Here is a 19,677-nt window from a genome sequence, read left to right as displayed (position 1 = left end):
GTCCCATCCGGTACGGCGGTTGGACTTGTGCGGCGCGCGGACGCAGGGTGGACGGGCCCGTCCGCACACGGAGGGGCGACCCCTAACGGCACCACCCGGAGAAGACCCGATGACCCACGCCGCGGACCCCGCACGCTACGCCGGCGCCATGCGCTACCGGCGCACCGGACGCTCGGGGCTGGACCTGCCCGTCCTGTCCCTGGGCTACTGGCACAACTTCGGCGACGACCGTCCCTTCGAGACCCAGCGCGAGATCGCCCTGCGCGCCTTCGACCTCGGGATCACCCACCACGACCTGGCCAACAACTACGGTCCGCCGTACGGAGCGGCCGAGCAGAACCTCGGCCGGCTGCTGAAGCGGGACCTCGCGCCGTACCGGGACGAGCTGGTGATCTCCACCAAGGCGGGCTGGGACATGTGGCCCGGCCCCTACGGGCAGGGCGGCGGCTCCCGGAAGTACGTGCTCGCCTCGCTGGACCAGTCGCTGCGCCGGATGGGCATGGACTACGTGGACATCTTCTACTCCCACCGGCTGGACGCCACCACGCCGCTGGAGGAGACGATGGGGGCGCTCGACACGGCCGTACGCCAGGGCAAGGCGCTGTACGTCGGCATCTCCTCCTACGACACGGAGCGCACCCGGCAGGCGGCGGCGATCCTGCGCGAGCTGGGCACCCCGCTGCTGATCCACCAGCCGTCGTACAGCATGCTCAACCGCTGGATCGAGACCGACGGTCTGCTGGACGCGGCGGAGGAGGAGGGCTTCGGCGTCATCGGCTTCACGGCGCTCGCCCAGGGCCTGCTGACCGGCCGCTACCTGGAGGGTGTGCCGCAGGACTCGCGGGCGGCGCGCGGCACGTCCTTCGACGCCTCCTGGCTGACGGACGACATGCGGCAGCGGCTGCGCGCACTGAACGACATCGCGGCACGGCGTGGTCAGACGCTGGCACAGATGGCGCTGGCCTGGGCCCTGCGCGACGAGCGGGTCACGTCGCTCGTCATCGGCGCCTCCCGCACCGAGCAGCTGGAGCAGAACGTCGCCGCGCTGGAGAACCTGCGGTTCGACCCGGAGGAGCTGGCCGAGATCGACAAGTACGCGACCGACGGCGGCGTGGACCTGTGGCGTGAGGCGCGGCTGGGCCAGCTGGGCTGACACCGGGCGGGTGGTCCCTGGGAATGAGGCAGGCTGTCTGTGACGTTCGTCACAGACAGTCGGAATAAAACCGACATAATGGACGTCATATGGACAGCGTTGTCAACGCGGACGACAGCGCCGTCAGATTCACTCGCGATGTCCAAGGAGCCGCTCCTCTCATGGCACACGGAGCCCACCGCAGCCCCCTTCTGCCTCCCCGCCCCGACCTGAACCTCGCCGACGACTGCGAGGTGTGCCTGGGCTGGGGCACGGTGGTCACCCGCGACGGGGACCACGAACTGTGCCACATGTGCCAAGGCCTCCCGGCCGACGACGAGGGCATCCTGCGCTCCGACTCGTAGTCCCCGCACCGGCCCGCCTCCACGAGGGAACCGGCACGCTGATCGCGGCGACGTACCGTGGAGGCATGGCCGCCCCTCCCCTGCCTGGTCCGCTGGCGCATCTCGCGCCGCTGCTCGGCCACTACGGTTACTGGGCCGTGGGGGCCGTCGTCCTGGTGGAGGACTTCGGAGTGCCCGCGCCGGGCGAGACGATCCTGCTGGCCGCCGGGGTGTACGCGGGCGCGGGACGGCTGAACATCGTGGCCGTGGCGGTCATCGCGTTCGCCGCGGCCGTCGTCGGGGACAACATCGGCTACGGCATCGGCCGGTGGGGCGGGCGGCCCTTCGTGCACCGGTGGGGAAGATACGTCTTCCTGCCGCCGCAGCGGTTCCAGGCGGCTGAGGAGTTCTTCCGCCGGCACGGCGGCAAGATCGTGACCGTGGCCCGGTTCATCGAGGGCCTGCGCCAGGCCAACGGCATCATCGCCGGCACCTCGGGCATGCACTGGCGCCGCTTCCTCACCTTCAACGCGCTGGGCGCCGCCCTCTGGGTCGGTCTGTGGACGACCCTGGCCTACCTGGTGGGCAGCCACATCACGACGGTGTACGACGAGGTCTCGCGGTACGAGGTCTACGTCCTCGTCGCCGTCGGCGTGCTGATCGCCGCCCTCGTCGTACGGCACTGCGTACGGCGGCGCCGCGAGGTCTGATCCGCCCCGCTCCAGGCAGGAGGGGACTGTCACGTGGCCCGCCCCCGTACCGACGGCCGCACACTGGAGAGAGGACCGCGGCCCGAGGTCGATGGTCAGGGGCTCCCCCGGTTCGGAGAAGTGCTGGGGGAGCTTCGCCGTGTCCGGCCCTCCGGTCGCCCACCTGCTCCGCCGTCTAGGGCGAGGTGCGCGTGGGCCGGGCCTTCTCCGTGTGGTCCGCAGCCCCCGCCTGCCGGGTGTCGTCGACGGCACGCGCGTGGCCGCCGCGCAGGGCGGAGGCGAGCGCGGAGACCAGGGCCATGCCCGCGGCCACGCCGAAGACGATGGTCAGGCCGTGGTGGAAGGGCCCGGAGACCAGCTCCGGGAAGAAGGTGTGGCCGGTCAGGGTGGCCCGCTGGGCGGCGGTCAGATGGTCCAGCGTGCCGCCGGCGCCGAGCAGATGGCCGATGGGATTGTCGCCGAGGAACGTGGCGAACAGGGTGCTGACGGGCGGCAGTGAGGCCACGTCGTGCGCGGCCGAGGCGGGCACGCCGTGCGCCTGGAGTCCGCTGCTCAGCGTCTTCGGCAGGGTGCCCGCGAGACCGGAGACCATCAGCGAGAAGAAGACGCCGATGGACAGGGCCGTACCCGAATTCTGGAAGGTGGAGCGCATCCCGGAGGCCACACCCCGATGGCGGGCGGGCACGCTGCCCATGATGGAGGAGGTGTTGGGCGACGAGAACATGCCCTGGCCGAGGCCGTTGAGCAGCAGCAGCGTCGCGAAGACGCCGTAGTCGAAGGTCACGGGGAGGGCCAGCAGGCCGAGAAAGGACCCGGCGACGACGACCAGTCCGGCGGTGGAGAAGAGGCGGGCGCCGAAGCGGTCGGACAGATAGCCGGAGAGCGGCCCGGCGACCAGGAAGCCCAGGGTGAGCGGCAGCATGAAGATGCCGGCCCACAGCGGGGTGTCCGCGAAGTCGTAGCCGCGCAGCGGCAGCCAGATGCCCTGCAGCCAGATGATCAGCATGAACTGCAGTCCGCCGCGGGCGATCGCGGTGAGCAGGGCGGCCAGGTTGCCGGCCGCGAAAGCCCGCACCCGGAACAGCGACAGCCGGCACATGGGCTCCGCGACCCGCGTCTCGACCAGGCAGAACACCAGCAGCAGGAACACGCCGCCGATCAGGCCCGTGAGCACCCAGGGGTTGGTCCAGCCGGTGGGGTGGCCGCCGTAGGGCTGGATGCCGTAAGTGATGCCCGCGAGGAGGATGCCCGCGCCCGAGGCGAAGGTGAGGTTGCCGAGCCAGTCGATCCGGCCGCGCCCGCCGGCCGAGGTCTCGCGCAGGCTCAGGTACGACCAGACGGTGCCGGTGACACTGACCGGGACGCTCACCCAGAACACCGCACGCCAGTCGACCGCGGCCAGCAGGCCGCCGGCGAGCAGGCCGAGGAACTGCCCGGCGAGCGCGGTGATCTGGTTGATGCCGAGGGCCATGCCGCGCTGCCGGTCCGGGAAGGCGTCGGTGAGGATGGCCGCCGAGTTGGCGGTGAGCATGGAGCCGCCGAAGGCCTGCACGATCCGCCACAGGATCAGCCACAGCGCGCCCGCGCCCGCCCGGAACGGATCGAGGGACAGGGCGACGGAGGCGCAGGCGAAGACCAGGAAGCCCAAGTTGTAGATGCGGACCCGGCCGAACATGTCGCCGAGCCGGCCGAGCACGACCACCAGCACGGCCGAGACCAGCAGATAGCCGAGGATCATCCACAGCAGATAGCCGATGTTGCCGACCGCGAGCGGGTCCAGGCCGATCCCCCGGAAGATCGCCGGCAGCGAGATGATCACGATGGAGGCGTCCATCGTGGCGATCAGGACACCGAGGGTCGTGTTGGAGAGCGCGACCCACTTGTAGCCGGGGCCGGGGGGCCTGTCCCTGAGGCGGGCCGATCGGGCGAGGAGGCGGCCGCGTATGCCACCGGCGGACGCGGGGCCGGTCACAGCCGCTCCGCCAGCCGGTCGAGCAGGGGCAGCACGTCGTACAGGGCCTGCCGTTCCCGCGGGGTGAACTCGTCCAGGGCGTGGGCGAGACGGCTCACGGACTCGGAGCGGCGCTGCTCCAGCATGGTCCGTCCCTCCTCGGTGATGGAGACGATGGCCCGGCGGCCGTCGGCCGTGTCGGGGGTACGGCTGACCAGTCCGCGTTGTTCGAGCCCGGCGAGGGTGCCGGCCATCGCCTGCGGCCGGACGCGTTCCAGTTCGGCGAGCGAGCCGGGCGAGTCCGGACCGGTACGGGCCAGGCGGGCCAGTACCGACACGCCGGACAACGTCACGTCGCCGACCGCGTGTGCCTGCCGCAGCCGGCGGACGATCCGGCCCATGGCCAGCCGCAGTGCGGCGGCGAGTGCAACGGTGTCCACGATTACTAACGATAGATTTATCAGTCTGGACTGTTCAACCAAGGGTAAGCAATCAGGCCCGCGCCGGGGAATATATCCACAATTTCCTGTTTGGGTGGCTGTACAAGGGCAAACCGACTGTGGACAGACCCCGCACAACGTTGGGATGTGACACCCGATGGCAGGCAGCCAGAAGGCAAAGGGCAAGAAGGAGCAGGCCAAGGGGAGGGCGAAGGAGGCCATAGGCCGCGCCGTCGGCAATGAGCGGATGGAGGCCGAGGGCCGTATGGAAGGCGCGCTCGGCGACGCCCGGCAGGCCAAGGAGAAGGGCAAGGACACCTTGAAGCACTGAGCCGCCTTCAAGCACCGAGCCGCGCCGGATCGACGGCTCGTCCGATTCCGAACGGGTCCGGGAGATCCAGCGGACCTCCCGGACCCGTTCCGCCATGCGCGCACCCGGCCCGCGGCCCTGCGACCAGGGCTTCAAGGGCAACCGGAGGATTCGCGGCGTACGTCCCCTTGACCGACGGTTCAGCGGGTATCCGCGCAGGGACGGGAGGATCCCGTCCGTACCGGAAGGGCCACTGGCACCGCACGAAAAGGGCAACGACGCATGGACATCCCGCTCGGGACGCACACCAGGACGCAGGCCCGCCCCGCGCCCCTGCGCCACAGCCGTACCTGGGACGACGCCGTGGCCGGCATCGGGGACGCCAGGGACGCCGTCGCCGCGCTGCTCGCGGGTGTGCGCCCCGCGCCCCCGCGGCGCTCGGTGCAGGACGCCCGGCTCGTCGCCAGCGAACTCGTCACCAACGTGGCCAAACACGCGCCCGGTCCGTGCACCCTGAGCCTGGAAGTGCTGCCCGAGGCCGGCGCCCTGCGCATCACGGTGTCGGACACCTCCACCGACCCGCCCCGGCGGCACCCTCCCGATCCCAGCCGAGTCGGCGGGCACGGGCTGCACCTCGTCGCGGTGCTCTCCCGCGCCCTCGAAGTGACCTGGCTGCCCCACGGCAAACGGATCACCGCCACCGTGCCGCTCACCGCCGAGGAGCCGTGAGCCGGCCGAGCAGGGCGGTGTGGTGTCCCCGTTCACCCGTACGGCCGGACGCATCCGGTGGGGCCAAGTACCCCGCGTCCACGAGGAGCGGCGGGTCCTACGCACGCGGCAGCGCGGGCGCCGTTTCGGGCGCGCGGAGCCGGGGCACCCGTGCCAGGCTCGAAGCAGAACACCGAGAGTGAGCGACCCGGCACGGACCGAAAGACGAGCCCGCCCGCCGTCAGCAGCACCCCGTATGACAGGACGTGTGAGGAGGTACGGCGATGAGGGACGGCGACGAGGCCCGCGGACATCTGTGGTACGGCCCCCAGCCGGACGTGGCCGGGGACTCCGGATACCCGGACGCCCCGCCGAGGATGGGCTTCTTCACCGACACCTCGGTGTGCATCGGCTGCAAGGCCTGCGAGGTGGCGTGCAAGGAGTGGAACGCCATCCCGGAGGACGGTCTGGTCCTGACCGGCATGTCGTACGACAACACACAGAGCCTCGGCGCGGACACCTGGCGGCACGTGGCCTTCATCGAGCAGCGGGGGCCGTTCGGCCGGCCGGAACCCGGGGTCGCGCACGAGGACGTCGACGTGTTCGCCGCCGCGGCCCGCCTCGGCACCGATGCCTCCTCCCCCGGCCCGGGAACCACCACTCCCCCGCCCGGGCAGGCCCCCGAGGGCGCGCCCGCCGGCCAGATCGCCCCCCTGTCCCCGGACGGCCGCACCGAGCTGCGCTGGCTGATGTCCTCCGACGTGTGCAAGCACTGCACGCACGCTGCTTGTCTGGACGTGTGCCCCACCGGCGCGCTGTTCCGCACCGAGTTCGGCACGGTCGTCGTCCAGGAGGACATCTGCAACGGCTGCGGCTACTGCGTGCCCGCCTGTCCCTACGGCGTCATCGACCAGCGTAAGGACGACGGCCGGGTGTGGAAGTGCACGCTGTGCTACGACCGGCTCGGCGTCGGCATGGAGCCCGCCTGCGCCAAGTCCTGTCCCACGGACTCCATCCAGTTCGGCCCGCTGGACGAGCTGCGGGAGCGGGCGCAGGCCCGGGTGGCACGGTTGCACGCGGCCGGCGTGACCGACGCACGGCTGTACGGCGAGAGTCCGGACGACGGGGTCGGCGGCGACGGCGCGTTCTTCCTGCTGCTGGACGAGCCGGAGGTCTACGGCCTCCCGCCGGATCCGGTGGTCACCACCCGCGATCTGCCCGACATGTGGCGGCACGCGGCACTGGCCGCCGGCACGCTGCTGGCCCTCGCCCTGGGCAGCTTCGCGAGGAGGCCGCGATGAGCGAGTCGGACGTCACCCGGCACGGCGTTCAGGGCGCACGGCCCGGCAGGGCGGCGCCCACGGGCCGAGGCGGACGGCGCCGCCGGCATCGTCGCGGGCGGGGCGAGCAGCCGATGGTTCCGGACGCCTCCTTCTCGTCGTACTACGGCAAACCGGTGGTGAAAAGGCCGACATGGAAACCCCTGGACATCGCCGGATACCTGTATCTCGGCGGTCTGGCCGGGGCGTCCTCGCTGCTCGCGGCCGGCGGCCAGGTCACCGGGCGGCCGGGGCTCGCGGCTCCCGCGAAGCTCGGGGCCGCCGGGGCCATCTCCCTGTCGCTGGCCGCGCTCGTCCATGACCTGGGCAGGCCGGCCCGGTTCCTGAACATGCTGCGCGTCCTGAAGCCCACTTCCCCCATGAGCGTGGGCTCCTGGCTGCTCGCGGGGTACGCGCCGCTGACGCTGACCGCCGCGGCGACTGAGGTGGCGGGCCGGTACCGGCTGCTGGGCACGGCCGCGACAGCGGCCGCCGCCGTCCTCGGCCCGGCCGTGGCCACGTACACGGCGGTACTGCTCTCGGACACGGCGGTGCCGTCCTGGCACGAGGGCTACCGCGAGCTGCCGTTCGTCTTCGCGGGCTCCGCCGCTGCCGCGGCCTCCGGCCTGGCCCTGGTCGCGGCCCCGACCGCCCAGACGGGGCCGGCCCGTCGGCTGGCCGTGCTCGGTGCCGCCCTGGAACTGGGCGCGTTCCAGACGATGAAGCGGCGCATGGGCCTGACCGCGGAGCCCTTCGAACAGGGCAGGCCACACCTGCTGCTGCGTGCGGCACGGTCGCTCACGGCGGGCGGCGCCGCCCTCGCCCTGTGCTGCGGGCGGGACCGGCGCCTGGCCCTGGTGGCGGGAGCGGCGCTGCTCACCGGCTCGGCGGCCCTGCGCTTCGGTGTGTTCCACGCCGGGGTCGCCTCCGCGGAGGATCCGAAGTACACCGTCGTACCGCAGCGGGAGCGGCTGGAGCGGCGCGACCGCTGACCGCGTGACCAACGGACGGGCGGTATGGACCGTGCCAGAGGTGCCGGTGTCGTGTGCGTCCTCGGCGTTGGCGGCCTGCCGACGGCACGGCGCGGTGTGTGCTCCGTGCCGCGTGGGGAACTTGGTCCGCCGCGGGCGGCGCCGGTGATCCGGGGCCGGGGGCGGCGAGAGGAGCCCATGTGACAGCGTCGGGGTCAGCGGCGGAGGGCCGGCACCCGGGCGCCCAGGAGGCCGGATACGAGCCGGATCCGCAACGGTGGCGGGCCCTGTGGGTCACCTTGGTGGCCGGCTTCATGAGCCTGCTGGACGTGACGATCGTGGCGGTCGCCCTGCCCACGATCCAGCGCGAGCTGCACGCCTCCCCCGCGCAGGTGCAGTGGGTGGTGTCCGGATACGCCCTCGCCTTCGCCCTGGCCCTCGTCACCGCCGGCCGCCTCGGCGACGCGCTGGACCGGCGCCGCATCTTCCTGCTGGCCCTGAGCGGTTTCGTGATCTTCAGCGCGGCCTGTGGAGCGTCGCCCGGCATCACGGCGCTGGTGGTGGCCCGGCTCGCCCAGGGGCTGGCGGCGGGCTTCATGGCCCCGCAGAACTCCGCGCTCATCCAGCAGATGTTCCGAGGCGCCGAACGCGGCCGCGCCTTCGGCTTCTTCGGCGCCACCGTCGGCATATCGTCCGCGACCGGCCCCATCACCGGCGGCGCCATCCTCGCGCTGGCCTCCGGCGCCCAGGGCTGGCGGTGGATCTTCTATGTCAACGTCCCCATCGGCATCCTGGCCGTCCTCCTCGCCCGCCGCCTGCTGCCCCGGACCCGGCGGTCCGGACGGGGACGCGTGGACCTGCCCGGCGTCCTGCTGCTCGGCCTCGGCGTCCTCGCGGTGATGTTCCCGCTGGTCCAGGCGGAGTCCGGCGGCATCGGTCGCGTGTGGTGGCTGTTCCTCGTCGGCGCGGCGATCCTCGCCGTCTTCGCCTGGTGGCAGCGCCGCCTCGTCGCGCGGGGCGCCGAGCCACTGCTCGACCCGCGCCTGTTCACCACCGTGCGCGGATACGCCGTCGGTGCCGGAGTCGGCACGCTGTACTTCATCGGGTTCAGCGGTGTGTGGCTGGTCTTCGCGCTCTTCTACCAGCACGGTCTGGGCTTCTCCCCGCTCCGGTCCGGGCTCGCCGTGACTCCCTTCGCCCTGGGCTCGGCGGGCGCGGCCGTGGTCGCCGGCCGGCTGGTGGACCGCTACGGCCGCCTGCTCACCGTGTGCGGCCTGACGGGTGTGATCGTCGGCCTCGGGGGCACCGCGCTGCTGCTCCGTCTCGCGCCCCTCGGCATCGCGCCCTGGCTCGCCGCCCCGGTGCTGTTCCTCGGCGGCGTCGGCAGCGGCTGCGTGGTCTCCCCCAACATCACCATGACGCTGCGGAACGTGCCCGTGCGCATGGCGGGTGCGGCGGGCGGCGCCCTGCAGACGGGGCAGCGGCTCGGTGCCGCGGTCGGTACCGCCGCCCTGCCCGGCTTCTTCTACCTGGTGCTGGGCAGGAGCCACGACTACCGCGCCGCGCTCGTCACCGCGCTGGGCGTCGCCCTCGTCGGCATGGCGGCGTCACTCTCCCTCGCGACATCCGACTGGCGACGCGACCGGCGCACCCGCCCCTCGCACCGGAAATGCCCGGACGAGGTCGCCAACAGCCCCATGCACGCCCGCCAGACCTGACCCAGCCCGGGCCCGACGACAGCGGCAACCCGAACCGGCCCGGCCCCAGGCCCGACACCGGCGGCAGCCGGACCGCACCTCCCCGCATCGGCGGCCACCGGGAGAAGCAGCCAACACCCATGGTCAGGCCCACAAGAGCGGCACCGCTCACCTGGCCCGAGCCAGGCCGCCCACAGCCCATCGACGCCCGCCACACCTGCCTGCCCAAGCCCCCAGGCCCGACAACGGCGGCAACCCGAACCGCACCTCCCCCATCGACGTCCGCCCGGCGGAATCAACTCCGGACGCGGCGCGGGCAGGGCGATTCCCTGCTGCTCCTGTTCTTCCCGATTCACCCAGGACCAGCCCGGGAGCCGCCGGGTCCGTTTGGCCCCGCCCGGCCGGGGTACTCCCCGCCGACGCAAGAAATGCCGTGACCGCGCGGATGCGGGAAGATCGAGGGACCGAGCGGGAGGAGTGGCTGTGGGCGTGCGCACCTGGATCGACTCCTGGCCGGTCTACCGGCAGTTGACGGGCACCGATCCGCTGGGCCGGGGTGCCGCGGCGAAGAGCGGGCACAGCGAGCGGCTGGAGCCCCGGGTGGCCACGGCCGACCGGGTGGTGAAATCCGTCTGCCCGTACTGCGCGGTGGGCTGCGGCCAGAACGTGTACGTCCAGGACGGGAAGGTCACCCAGATCGAGGGCGACCCGGACTCCCCGATCTCGCGCGGCCGGCTGTGCCCCAAGGGCGCGGCGAGCCTGCAGCTGACCACCGGGGACGCCCGCGAGCACCAGGTCCTCTACCGGCGTCCGCACGGCACCGAGTGGGAGTGCCTGGACCTCGACACGGCGATGGACATGATCGCCGACCGGGTGATCGAGGCGCGCCGGGCGGGCTGGCAGTGGGAGGTCGACGAGGCCCGCACCCGGCGCACCCTCGGCATCGCGAGCCTCGGCGGGGCCACGCTCGACAACGAAGAGAACTACCTGATCAAGAAGTTGTTCACGGCGCTCGGCGCGATCCAGATCGAGAACCAGGCGCGCGTTTGACACTCCTCCACCGTTCCCAGTCTGGGAACCTCGTTCGGACGCGGCGGCGCGACCACCTTCCAGCAGGATCTGCAGAACTCGGACTGCATCGTCATCGAGGGCTCGAACATGGCCGAGTGCCATCCGGTCGGGTTCCAGTGGGTGATGGAGGCCAAGGCGCGGGGCGCGAAGGTGATCCATGTCGATCCGCGGTTCACCCGCACCAGCGCGCTGGCCGACCTGCACGTACCGCTGCGCGCGGGCACGGACATCGCCTTCCTCGGCGGGATCATCAACTACGTGCTGGAGCACGAGAAGTACTTCCGCGACTACGTCGTGGCCTACAGCAACGCCCCGGTGATCGTCCGGGAGGACTTCGGGGACACCGAGGACCTGGCGGGTGTCTTCTCCGGCCTGGACGCCGTGAACCGTTCCTATGACAACGGAAGTTGGCAGTACGAGGGCACCGAGATCCAGGCGGCCTCCGGGGAGCGCGACCACGAGTACGAGAAGCGCACCGGCGGCGGCAGTTCGGTGACCGCGGCGGCACGGGGCGAGGCGCACGGGGCCGGCGGCGCGGTGATCCCCGAGGGTGAGCCGGAGCGCGACGAGACACTGGCTCATCCGCACTGTGTCTTCCAGGTACTCAAGCGGCACTACGCCCGCTACACACCGGAGATGGTCGAGGAGATCTGCGGAGTGCCGCGGGAGCTGTTCCGGCAGGTGTGCGAGCTGGTCACGGAGAACTCCGGCCGCGACCGGACGACGGCCTTCGCCTACGCGGTCGGCTGGACCCAGCACACGGTCGGCGTGCAGTACATCCGGGCGGCCTGTGTGCTGCAGACCCTGCTCGGCAACATCGGCCGGCCGGGCGGCGGCATTCTCGCGCTGCGCGGACACGCCTCCATCCAGGGCTCCACGGACATCCCGACCCTGTTCAACCTGCTGCCGGGCTACATCCCGATGCCGCACGCGCACCAGAACCAGGACCTGGACGCCTTCGTGCAGGCCGACGCGGCCCACAAGGGCTACTGGGGCAACATGCGCTCGTACCTCGTGAGCCTGCTCAAGGCCTACTGGGGTGACGCGGCGCGGGCCGACAACGACTTCTGCTTCGACTACCTGCCACGGCTGACCGGCAGCCACTCGACGTACGAGACGACGATGGCCCAGCTGGAGGGCACCTGCAAGGGCTACTTCCTGTACGGCGAGAACCCGGCCGTGGGCAACGCCAACTCCAAACTGATGCGGCTCGGCATGGCGAACCTGGACTGGCTGGTCGTCCGGGACTTCTCGCTGATCGAGTCGGCGACCTGGTGGCTGGACGGGCCCGAGATCGAGACCGGTGAGCTGCGCACCGAGGACATCCGCACCGAGGTGTTCTTCCTGCCGGCCGCCGCGCACACCGAGAAGGACGGCAGCTTCACCAACACCCAGCGGCTGCTGCAGTGGCACCACCAGGCGGTCGAACCGCCCGGCGAGTCGCGCAGCGACCTGTGGTTCACCTACCACCTGGGGCGGATCATCCGGGAGAAGCTCGCCGGGTCCGCCGACGAGATGGACCGGCCCGTGCTCGACCTGGCCTGGGACTATCCGACGCATGGCCGGCTCGCCGAACCGGACGCGGAGGCCGTCCTCGCCGAGATCAACGGCCACGACGCCGAGGGCAGTCCGCTGTCCTCCTACGAGGAGCTGAAACCGGACGGCTCGACGTCCTGCGGCTGCTGGATCTACTGCGGTGTCCGCGCCGACGGCGTCAACCAGGCCGCCCGCCGCAAGCCCGGCCGGGAGCAGGACTGGGTGGCCGCAGAGTGGGCCTGGGCCTGGCCCGCCAACCGGCGGATCCTCTACAACCGCGCCTCCGCCGACCCGCGGGGCAGGCCCTGGAGCGAGCGCAAGGCGCTGGTGTGGTGGGACCCGGACAAGGGCGAGTGGTCCGGGCACGACGTGCCCGACTTCAAGAAGGACAAGTCGCCCGATCACGTGCCGCCCGAGGACGCGACCGGTCCGGCAGCGCTGTCCGGCACGGACCCGTTCATCATGCAGGCCGACGGCAAGGCCTGGCTGTACGTGCCGTCCGGACTCACCGACGGCCCACTGCCGGCCCACTACGAGCCGCAGGACTCGCCCTTCCCGAACCTGCTCTACGACCAACAGCGCAACCCTGTGCGGCAGTTGATGCCCACGCTCCCCGACAACCGCTATCAGCCGAGCGGCGACGAGCCCGGCTCACAGGTGTTCCCGTACGTGGCCACCACCTACCGGCTCACCGAGCACCACACGGCGGGCGGCATGTCCCGCTGGCAGCCGTATCTGGCCGAGCTGCAACCGGAGTTCTTCTGTGAGGTCTCCCCGGAGCTCGCGGCCGAACGCGGCTTGGAACACACCGGCTGGGCCACGATCGTCAGCGCTCGCGCGGTGATCGAGGCACGGGTGCTGGTGACGGACCGGATGGCGCCGCTGACGGTGCACGGCCGCAGACTGCACCAGGTGGGGCTGCCGTACCACTGGGGTCCCAACGGCTACAGCACCGGGGACGCGGCCAATGAGCTGCTGCATCTGTCCCTGGACCCGAACACGCACATCCAGGAGTCGAAGGCGTTCGCCGTGGACATCCGGCCGGGCCGCCGGCCCCGGGGTCCGGCGTCGGTGGCGCTGGTGCGGGCCTACCGGGCCCGGGCGGGCATCGACGAGCACACGGGAACGGAGCCGTAGCCGCCCTACCGGAGGACGATCGAGTGGGATCCGCGCGGCACCAGCTCCCCCACCACCGGCGCCCCGGGCACCTCGCCTGCGACCAGCAGCCCGCCGGAGGTCTGGGCGTCGGCCAGGAGCAGCCGGGTGTCGGCGTCGGCGTCCCCGAAGTCGGTGTGCGGGGCGACCCATTCGAGGTTGCGCCGGGTGCCGCCGCTGACGTATCCGTCCCGGACGGCCTCCCGGGCCGCGTCCAGGTACGGGACGGCGGCGGTGTCGACCACGGCGGTCACGCCGGAGGCCCGTGCCAGCTTGTGCAGATGGCCGAGGAAGCCGAACCCGGTCACGTCGGTGGCACACCGGGCCCCGGCGGCGAGGGCGGCCTCGGCGGCGTCCCGGTTGAGCGCCGTCATGGTGGCGACGGCCTGCTCGAACCGCTCCCCGGTGACCTTGTGCCGGTTGTTCAGCACGCCCAGGCCGAGCGGCTTGGTCAGCGACAGCGGCAGTCCGGGCCGGCCGGCGTCGTTGCGCAGCAGCCGCTCGGGGTCGGCGAGACCGGTGACCGCCATGCCGTACTTGGGTTCCGGGTCGTCGACGCTGTGCCCGCCGCCGACATGGCAGCCGGCCTCGGTGGCGATGTCCAGGCCGCCGCGCAGCACCTCGCGGGCCAGGTCGAAGGGGAGCCGGTCGCGCGGCCAGGCCAGCAGGTTCACGGCGAGCACCGGCCGGCCGCCCATCGCGTACACGTCGGACAGCGCGTTGGCGGCGGCGATGCGCCCCCAGTCGTAGGGGTCGTCCACGACCGGGGTGAAGAAGTCGGCCGTGCAGACGACGGCGGTGCCCCGGTGGGTGACCACGGCGGCGTCGTCGCCGGTGGAGAGTCCGACGAGCAGCAGCGTGTCGCCCCCGGCGAGCTGAGGCACGGTCAGCCCGGCGACCACCTCCTCCAGCTCTCCGGGCGGGATCTTGCAGGCACAGCCGCCGCCGTGCGCGTACTGGGTGAGCCGGACGGGCGCCGGATGGATCGGCGGGGATGTCGATGTCATGGCGGCGGTCTCCTGGGGCAGTAGCCTGACGAGCGGTGGAGGCGTGTGGGTGCCTGGTGGCCCTCCCGGTCTTCAAAACCGAGGGGCCCGAGGATCTCGGGCCGGCGGGTTCGATTCCCGTCCGCCTCCGTTCACCGCGTCCGTACGGCAGCGCCGGCGCTGGTCGTCGACGCGCTCGGTGTGGCCCCGGGCGTCCAGGAACTCCAGCAGAGGTACGGCGACCCGCCGGGTGGTGTCCAGCGCGTGCCGGGCCTCGCTGAGCGTGAACGGCTGGGGCAGGGTGCGCAGTACGGCGGCGGCCTCGGCGTCGGCGCCGGGCAGCAGCACGACACCGTCGGCGATCCGCAGCAGCGCACCGGCCGTGACGGCGGCTGCCAGTGCCCTGCGGTCCAGGCCGAGTTCGGTGAGCCGTCCGGCCTCGGGGGCACGGAAGGGCGTACGGGCGAGGTCCTCGCGTACGGCGTCCACGGCGGCGCGGACGGGCGGGGGCAGGCCGGGGTGGTGGTCGCCGGAGGAGTACAGCCGTCCTTGCCCGCTGCGGAGACGGGGCGTGGCGTCGGCCAGGGCGTCGACGAGGCCCCGGTCGGGCAGGCCCAGCAGCCGGCGGGCCGCCTCGGCGGGCAGGCCCGGCTCCAGTGGGTGTTCCCTCGCGTACCGGTCGACCTCGCCGGCCAGCCGGTCCTTGAGGGCGGTCCAGTACGTGTCGTCCGCCAGCCAGTCGCCCGTGACGGGTTCGGCGGGGGCCGGGAAGCCCATCGCCAGCAGGTCGGCGCGTCGGATCAGCCCGCGGCGGCGCAGTTCGGCGGCGCCGTCGGGGCGGCCGGTCAGGGCGGCGAGTTCGGCGGCGCGGGCCCGGCCGGCGCCGCGCCGGGTCAGCCGGGGCGGTCGTACGTCGAGGACGGTGGCCCCGCAGGGCATGCGGCTGCCGCCCGGTTCGCGCAGCACCGCGCGGTCGCCGACCCGCAGGGGCAGGCCCCGGGCGAGGGTGAGCCGGGCGGTGTCCTCGCCGAGGGGACGGACGGTGACGGGCACGGCGGCGGTGCCGATGTGCAGGGTGACCGAGCGGGGCAGTTCATGGGCCGGCTCGCCGGTGAGCCGTACGTCGAGCACCGCGCTGCCCAGCCAGCGGTCGGGGGTCAGCAGCACCTGTCCCCGGCGCAGCCCGTCGGCGCCCCGGCCGTGCACATTGACCGCCACTCGGGCCACCCCGCTGACCGCCGTCCGCTGTTGGTGCAGGGTCTGCAGCCCGCGCACCCGGAGCACGGCCGAGCCGTCCCCGGTGACCAGCCGGTCGCCGACGCGCAGAGTGCCCGCACCGAGCGTGCCGGTCACCACCGTGCCGTGTCCGCGCACGGTGAAGGCCCGGTCGAGCCACAGCCGTACGTCGGCATCGGGGTCGGGATCGGTCAACTCACCTGCCAGCCGGGCCAGTTCACCGTGCAGCTCGTCCAGTCCCGCACCGGTGACCGCGCTCACGGCGACCGCGGGGACCTTGCCCAGTGAAGTCTGGGCCAGCCGGTCGACGGCGTCGGTGCGTACGGCCTCGGGGTCGGCGAGGTCGCTGCGGGTCACGGCGAGGACCGCGTGCCGGACGCCGAGGGCGTCGAGGACGGCGAGGTGCTCCTCGGACTGGGGCTGCCAGCCCTGGTCGGCGGCGACCACGAACAGCACGGCGGGCACCGGTCCGACCCCGGCCAGCATGGTCGGCACGAAGCGTTCGTGCCCGGGCACGTCGACGAAGGCGAGGTGGTCCGCGTCCGGGCCGAGCCGCGTCCATACGAAGCCCAGGTCCAGGGTGAGCCCGCGGCGCCGCTCCTCCTCGTGGCGGTCGGGCTCCATGCCGGTGAGGGCCCGTACCAGGGCGGACTTGCCGTGGTCGACATGGCCCGCGGTGGCGAGCACCCGCATCACGTCCCCCTCTCCCCTCCCGGCCGGGCGGACCGCACGGCATCGGCCAGCCGTGCGTCGTCCCGCTCGGGCACCGCGCGCAGATCCAGCAGGCAGCGGCCCGCCTCCAGCCGTCCGACGACGGGGGCCGGGGCGGTGCGCAGCGCGGCGGCGTACGGCTCGGGCAGGGAGAGCGCAGCGCTGGGCAGGGTGACGCCGGGAGCGCCTCCGCCGCCGACGGTGACGGTGGAGGCGACGGCCCGTACGTCGATGCCGTCGGCGGCGAGAGTGCCGGCGAGCCGGTCGGCACGGACTCGCAGGCCGGCCGGGTCGGCGGTGAGGGCGAGGGCGGTCGGGGTGGGCGGGCCGGTGAGGGTGGCCTCCAGGGCGGCCAGGGTCAGCTTGTCGACACGCAGGGCCCGGGCCAGCGGGTGCCGGGCGAGGGCGCGGACCAGGTCCTGCTCGCCCAGCAGCAGCCCGCACTGGGGGCCGCCGAGGAGTTTGTCGCCGCTCGCGGTGACGAGGGCGGCGCCCGCGCGGAGTTCGGTGTCGGCGTCGGGTTCCTCGGGCAGCGCCGGATGCGGGGCGAGCAGTCCGGAGCCGATGTCGACGACGACCGGGGCGCCGAGACCGGTGAGGTCCGCGGTCCCGGCGGACCTGGTGAAGCCGGTGATGCGGAAGTTGGACGGATGCACCTTGAGCACGAACCCGGTGTCCGGGCCGAGCGCGGCGGCATAGTCGGCCGCGGTCGTGCGGTTGGTGGTGCCGACCTCGCGGAGCCGGGCGCCGGTCGAGACGAGCAGGTCGGGCAGCCGGAAGCCGTCGCCGATCTCCACCATCTCGCCCCGGCTGACGACGATCTCCTTGCCGGCCGCGAGGGCGGTGGCGGCGAGCACCAGGGCGGCGGCGCCGTTGTTGACGACGTGCGCGGCCCCGGCGGACGGCACGCGCGCGTGCAGGGCGGCGAGGGCGGAGCGGCCGCGGCGGGCGCGTACCCCGGTCACCAGGTCCAGTTCGACGTCCGTGGGCCCGGCGGCCTCCTGGACGGCCCGCCGGGCGGCGCTGGACAGCGGGGCCCGGCCGAGGTTGGTGTGCAGCAGCACCCCGGTGGCGTTGATCACGGGGCGCAGTCCGCTCGCGGTACCGGGCAGCAGGGCCACGGCCGCCTCCGGCACCTGCTCGGGCAGGATGCCGCCCGCCCGGGCCCGCTCCTGCGCGGCGCGCACGGCGGCCTTCACCACACCGGCACCGAGCCGGTCCACCGCGGCCGACAGCCGGGGGTCGCCCAGCAGGTGGTCGGTGCGCGGGATACGCCGGCGGGAGTCGGTGCTCTCGGGTGACCGTGCGGCGTGGTCCGGTTGGCGTTCGGCGCGACCCGATGATCGTAGGGCGCGATCCGCCGGCCGTTCGACGTGGTCCGGTGGCCGTACGGCGCGATCGGGTTGGCGTTCGGCCCGATCCGGTGGCCGTTCGGCGCGATCCGCCGGCCGCTCGAGACGGTCCGATGGCCGGTCGACGTGAACCGGCGGCCGTTCGACGTGAGCCGCCGGCCGCTCGAGACGGTCCGATGGCCGGTCGACGTGAACCGGCGGCCGTCCGGCGCGATCCGCCGGCCGCTCGACACGGTCCGATGGCCGGTCGGCGTCATCCGGTGGCCGTTCCGCGTGAACCGCCGGCCGCTCGACACGGTCCGATGGTCGTGCGGTCGTGCCGTCGCGCGCTTCCGGGCGGGTGGCGTCGGGCCCGGCCGCTCCGGTGTGCCGGTCCGCCGCGTTCACCGTCCGCCGCTCCATCCGCGCCTGTCCCTCCGGTCCGGCCCGGGCCCGTCCGGCCCCACCCATCGTCCCCCAGTGCCCCGGACCGGCCGTTCGACACGCCGGAGGGTGTTGGCGGCGGCCACCGCCCGGGTACTCGGCGCGGCATGAAGGACAGGGACCGCACGCACGACAACGGCCGTTCGCACGGCGAGGACCGCGGCCGACAGGGCGAGAGCGCGACGGCCGCCGAGCGGGCCGCGCGCCGGCAGCGCGAGGCCGAGCGCGAGCGTGCCTCCGCCCAGCCGTTCGAGTACCCGTACCCGGAGCGCCGGGCCGGGATCAGGGCCAGGCGCCAGGTGAGCGAGGCCGAGGCCGCCGCGGACAGGCCGCCGGGTATCCCAGGCGGCTATGGCACGACCGGCGGCGGTCAGCCCGGTGCCGCCGGGGCCGCGCACCCGCCGACCCCCACTCCCCGGGACATCAGGTCACGTAAGTGCTCGGCGGAGCCGGGCAGCGACGACGAAGGGCCAGTGAACCGGTCCGACCGGTGACACGCACCACCGTTACGGTGGTGCGGTCGGCCAGGGCCGGCCGTCCGCGCCGTCGGCACCCCCGGCACCCCCGGCGCCCTCGGTGTCCCGCTGTGCCCGGGGCGGTGGGGCCTCGCCGGCGGTGAGGTGTTCCAGGACCTCGACCAGTTCCTGGCAGGCCTTCTCCACCGAGCGGCGGGTGTTGCGCTGCTCGGTGATCAGCGCGGACAGCAGGAGCGCGGTCAGGGCCATCGCGCCGTTGAACGTCTGGAGCTTCGCCATGATCTCGATCCGGCTCAGCCCGGCGAAGGCCCCGGCACGGTCGGTCGCCGCGACCGTGGCCACCACGGACATCAGCAGCGCACACAGCATGCTGCCCACGAGCTGGAAGCGCAGGGCGGCCCAGATGAGGAGCGGGTAGACGAGGTAGAGCGCGCTGATCGAGCTGTAGACGGCCAGGGGCACGAGCAGGAATGTCACGACGGCCAGCGCGGTCGCCTCCTTCCAGCGGCCGAGGGACGGCGGCCGGCGCGCGCCGTGGAGCGACAGCAGCAGCGGGGTGACGAGCAGCACGCCCATGGCGTCGCCCACCCACCAGGCCAGCCAGACGGGCCAGAAGCTCTCCATGTTCAGCTTGTCCATGAGGACGAGGAGGCCGACGCCGACGGTCGAGCTGATCAGCATGGCGGGCAGCGCGCCCAGGAACACCAGGGCGACGCCGTCCTTCAGCCGGCCGAGATCGGTGTGGAAGCGGGCCCGGCGCAGCAGGAGCGCCGCGCACACCGGCGCACAGGTCTGTCCGGCGAGCGTGCCGAGCACCTCGATACGCGGCGTGGTCAGGGACAGCACGGCGAACAGGGCGCCGATCGTGATGCCGGGCCAGCAGCGCAGGCCGAGGATCAGCAGGGCGGCGACGGCGACGCCGGTCGGAGGCCAGATGGGGGTGACGACGGCGCCCTCGACGGAGAGTTCGCGCAGGAGTCCGAGCCGTGCCGCGGCGTAGTAGCAGGCCGCGACGGCCAGTACCTGGACGGCGTAGTCGCCCGGCCGGCGCAGATCGTCGATACCCACCACAGCAGCCATCTCACACCGGCGGCCCCGGCTCGGCGAGGCGAGAGCCGGTTCGGTCCGGCCCTATGGCTGAATCACGGG

16 protein-coding genes, 1 tRNA gene and 1 pseudogene are annotated in these 19,677 nt (G+C 73.1%); 11 read left to right on the top strand and 7 right to left on the bottom strand.

Translation table 11 applies throughout. The features are described 5' to 3' along the window. Positions 1 to 109 precede the first annotated feature (109 nt). The 3 genes from mgrA to ACZ5NH_RS00465 all read left to right on the top strand — a co-directional run bounded on the left by mgrA (position 110) and on the right by ACZ5NH_RS00465 (position 2,186). Positions 110 to 1,153, top strand: coding sequence for an L-glyceraldehyde 3-phosphate reductase (gene mgrA, locus ACZ5NH_RS00475; protein ID WP_468772082.1), 1,044 nt, complete (start codon positions 110 to 112; stop codon positions 1,151 to 1,153). Positions 1,154 to 1,314: 161 nt separating this feature from the next. Then, positions 1,315 to 1,497: a hypothetical protein gene (locus tag ACZ5NH_RS00470; protein ID WP_468772081.1), complete on the top strand. Its 183-nt coding sequence runs from the start codon at positions 1,315 to 1,317 to the stop codon at positions 1,495 to 1,497. A gap of 65 nt (positions 1,498 to 1,562) precedes the next feature. Beyond that, complete coding sequence (locus ACZ5NH_RS00465) at positions 1,563 to 2,186, top strand: DedA family protein (protein WP_468772079.1); 624 nt, start codon at positions 1,563 to 1,565, stop codon at positions 2,184 to 2,186. A 175-nt stretch (positions 2,187 to 2,361) separates the two neighbouring features. On the opposite strand, the gene ACZ5NH_RS00460 is transcribed toward ACZ5NH_RS00465, so the two are convergent. Together ACZ5NH_RS00460 and ACZ5NH_RS00455 are read right to left on the bottom strand one after the other, a co-directional pair. Next, positions 2,362 to 4,158 (bottom strand): MFS transporter, encoded by a 1,797-nt coding sequence (locus ACZ5NH_RS00460; RefSeq protein WP_468772077.1) that lies wholly within the window; start codon positions 4,156 to 4,158, stop codon positions 2,362 to 2,364. Continuing rightward, on the bottom strand, positions 4,155 to 4,577 hold the full coding sequence (locus ACZ5NH_RS00455; RefSeq protein ID WP_468772076.1) for a MarR family winged helix-turn-helix transcriptional regulator: 423 nt from the start codon (positions 4,575 to 4,577) through the stop codon (positions 4,155 to 4,157). Before ACZ5NH_RS00455 ends, ACZ5NH_RS00460 begins: the two co-directional genes overlap by 4 nt. A 157-nt stretch (positions 4,578 to 4,734) precedes the next feature. Between ACZ5NH_RS00455 and ACZ5NH_RS00450 the strand changes: the two genes are divergently transcribed. The 6 genes from ACZ5NH_RS00450 to fdh all read left to right on the top strand — a co-directional run bounded on the left by ACZ5NH_RS00450 (position 4,735) and on the right by fdh (position 13,326). Further along, positions 4,735 to 4,908 (top strand): CsbD family protein, encoded by a 174-nt coding sequence (locus tag ACZ5NH_RS00450; RefSeq protein WP_468772074.1) that lies wholly within the window; start codon positions 4,735 to 4,737, stop codon positions 4,906 to 4,908. A gap of 261 nt (positions 4,909 to 5,169) precedes the next feature. Next, entirely contained in the window at positions 5,170 to 5,616 is a 447-nt protein-coding gene (locus ACZ5NH_RS00445) for an ATP-binding protein (RefSeq protein ID WP_468772072.1), read from the top strand. A gap of 263 nt (positions 5,617 to 5,879) precedes the next feature. Then, the gene (locus tag ACZ5NH_RS00440) at positions 5,880 to 6,896 is read left to right on the top strand and encodes a 4Fe-4S dicluster domain-containing protein (protein ID WP_468772070.1); all 1,017 of its coding nucleotides are present in this window, start codon (positions 5,880 to 5,882) and stop codon (positions 6,894 to 6,896) included. Next, positions 6,893 to 7,906: an NrfD/PsrC family molybdoenzyme membrane anchor subunit gene (gene nrfD / locus ACZ5NH_RS00435; protein WP_468772068.1), complete on the top strand. Its 1,014-nt coding sequence runs from the start codon at positions 6,893 to 6,895 to the stop codon at positions 7,904 to 7,906. The genes ACZ5NH_RS00440 and nrfD overlap by 4 nt, the downstream gene beginning before the upstream one ends. Positions 7,907 to 8,085: 179 nt before the next feature. Further along, the gene (locus ACZ5NH_RS00430; protein WP_468772067.1) at positions 8,086 to 9,603 is read left to right on the top strand and encodes an MFS transporter; all 1,518 of its coding nucleotides are present in this window, start codon (positions 8,086 to 8,088) and stop codon (positions 9,601 to 9,603) included. A gap of 462 nt (positions 9,604 to 10,065) precedes the next feature. Further along, on the top strand, positions 10,066 to 13,326 hold the full coding sequence (gene fdh, locus ACZ5NH_RS00425) for a formate dehydrogenase (protein ID WP_468772066.1): 3,261 nt from the start codon (positions 10,066 to 10,068) through the stop codon (positions 13,324 to 13,326). 5 nt (positions 13,327 to 13,331) lie between these two features. Here fdh and selD read toward each other — a convergent pair whose 3' ends face one another. After that, entirely contained in the window at positions 13,332 to 14,351 is a 1,020-nt protein-coding gene (selD, locus tag ACZ5NH_RS00420) for a selenide, water dikinase SelD (RefSeq protein ID WP_468772064.1), read from the bottom strand. Positions 14,352 to 14,388: 37 nt separating this feature from the next. Here selD and ACZ5NH_RS00415 point away from each other — a divergent pair. Beyond that, positions 14,389 to 14,481, top strand: a tRNA-Sec gene (locus tag ACZ5NH_RS00415). An 83-nt stretch (positions 14,482 to 14,564) separates the two neighbouring features. Here the strand turns inward: ACZ5NH_RS00415 and ACZ5NH_RS00410 are convergent. The 3 genes and pseudogenes from ACZ5NH_RS00410 to ACZ5NH_RS00400 all read right to left on the bottom strand — a co-directional run. Continuing rightward, positions 14,565 to 16,259 (bottom strand): annotated as a pseudogene (locus tag ACZ5NH_RS00410) (GTP-binding protein); the annotation flags it as partial. Continuing rightward, positions 16,259 to 17,548, bottom strand: a complete 1,290-nt coding sequence (selA, locus tag ACZ5NH_RS00405; RefSeq protein WP_468772652.1) for an L-seryl-tRNA(Sec) selenium transferase — start codon at positions 17,546 to 17,548, stop codon at positions 16,259 to 16,261. The gene selA and the pseudogene ACZ5NH_RS00410, both read right to left, overlap by 1 nt. Next, positions 17,473 to 17,886 carry a hypothetical protein gene (locus tag ACZ5NH_RS00400; RefSeq protein WP_468772679.1) on the bottom strand — a complete coding sequence of 138 codons (414 nt, stop codon included), beginning with the start codon at positions 17,884 to 17,886 and terminating at the stop codon, positions 17,473 to 17,475. Before ACZ5NH_RS00400 ends, selA begins: the two co-directional genes overlap by 76 nt. 273 nt (positions 17,887 to 18,159) lie before the next feature. Here ACZ5NH_RS00400 and ACZ5NH_RS00395 point away from each other — a divergent pair, with 273 nt between their 5' ends. Then, the gene (locus ACZ5NH_RS00395) at positions 18,160 to 18,546 is read left to right on the top strand and encodes a hypothetical protein (RefSeq protein WP_468772063.1); all 387 of its coding nucleotides are present in this window, start codon (positions 18,160 to 18,162) and stop codon (positions 18,544 to 18,546) included. A gap of 12 nt (positions 18,547 to 18,558) precedes the next feature. On the opposite strand, the gene ACZ5NH_RS00390 is transcribed toward ACZ5NH_RS00395, so the two are convergent. Continuing rightward, positions 18,559 to 19,608 (bottom strand): MASE1 domain-containing protein, encoded by a 1,050-nt coding sequence (locus tag ACZ5NH_RS00390; RefSeq protein WP_468772061.1) that lies wholly within the window; start codon positions 19,606 to 19,608, stop codon positions 18,559 to 18,561. Positions 19,609 to 19,677: the final 69 nt, after the last annotated feature.

It is taken from the genome of Streptomyces sp. NPDC031426, assembly GCF_055581585.1.
Note: the sequence above shows the minus strand (reverse complement) of the source record. Positions and strands in the feature narration are given on the sequence as shown.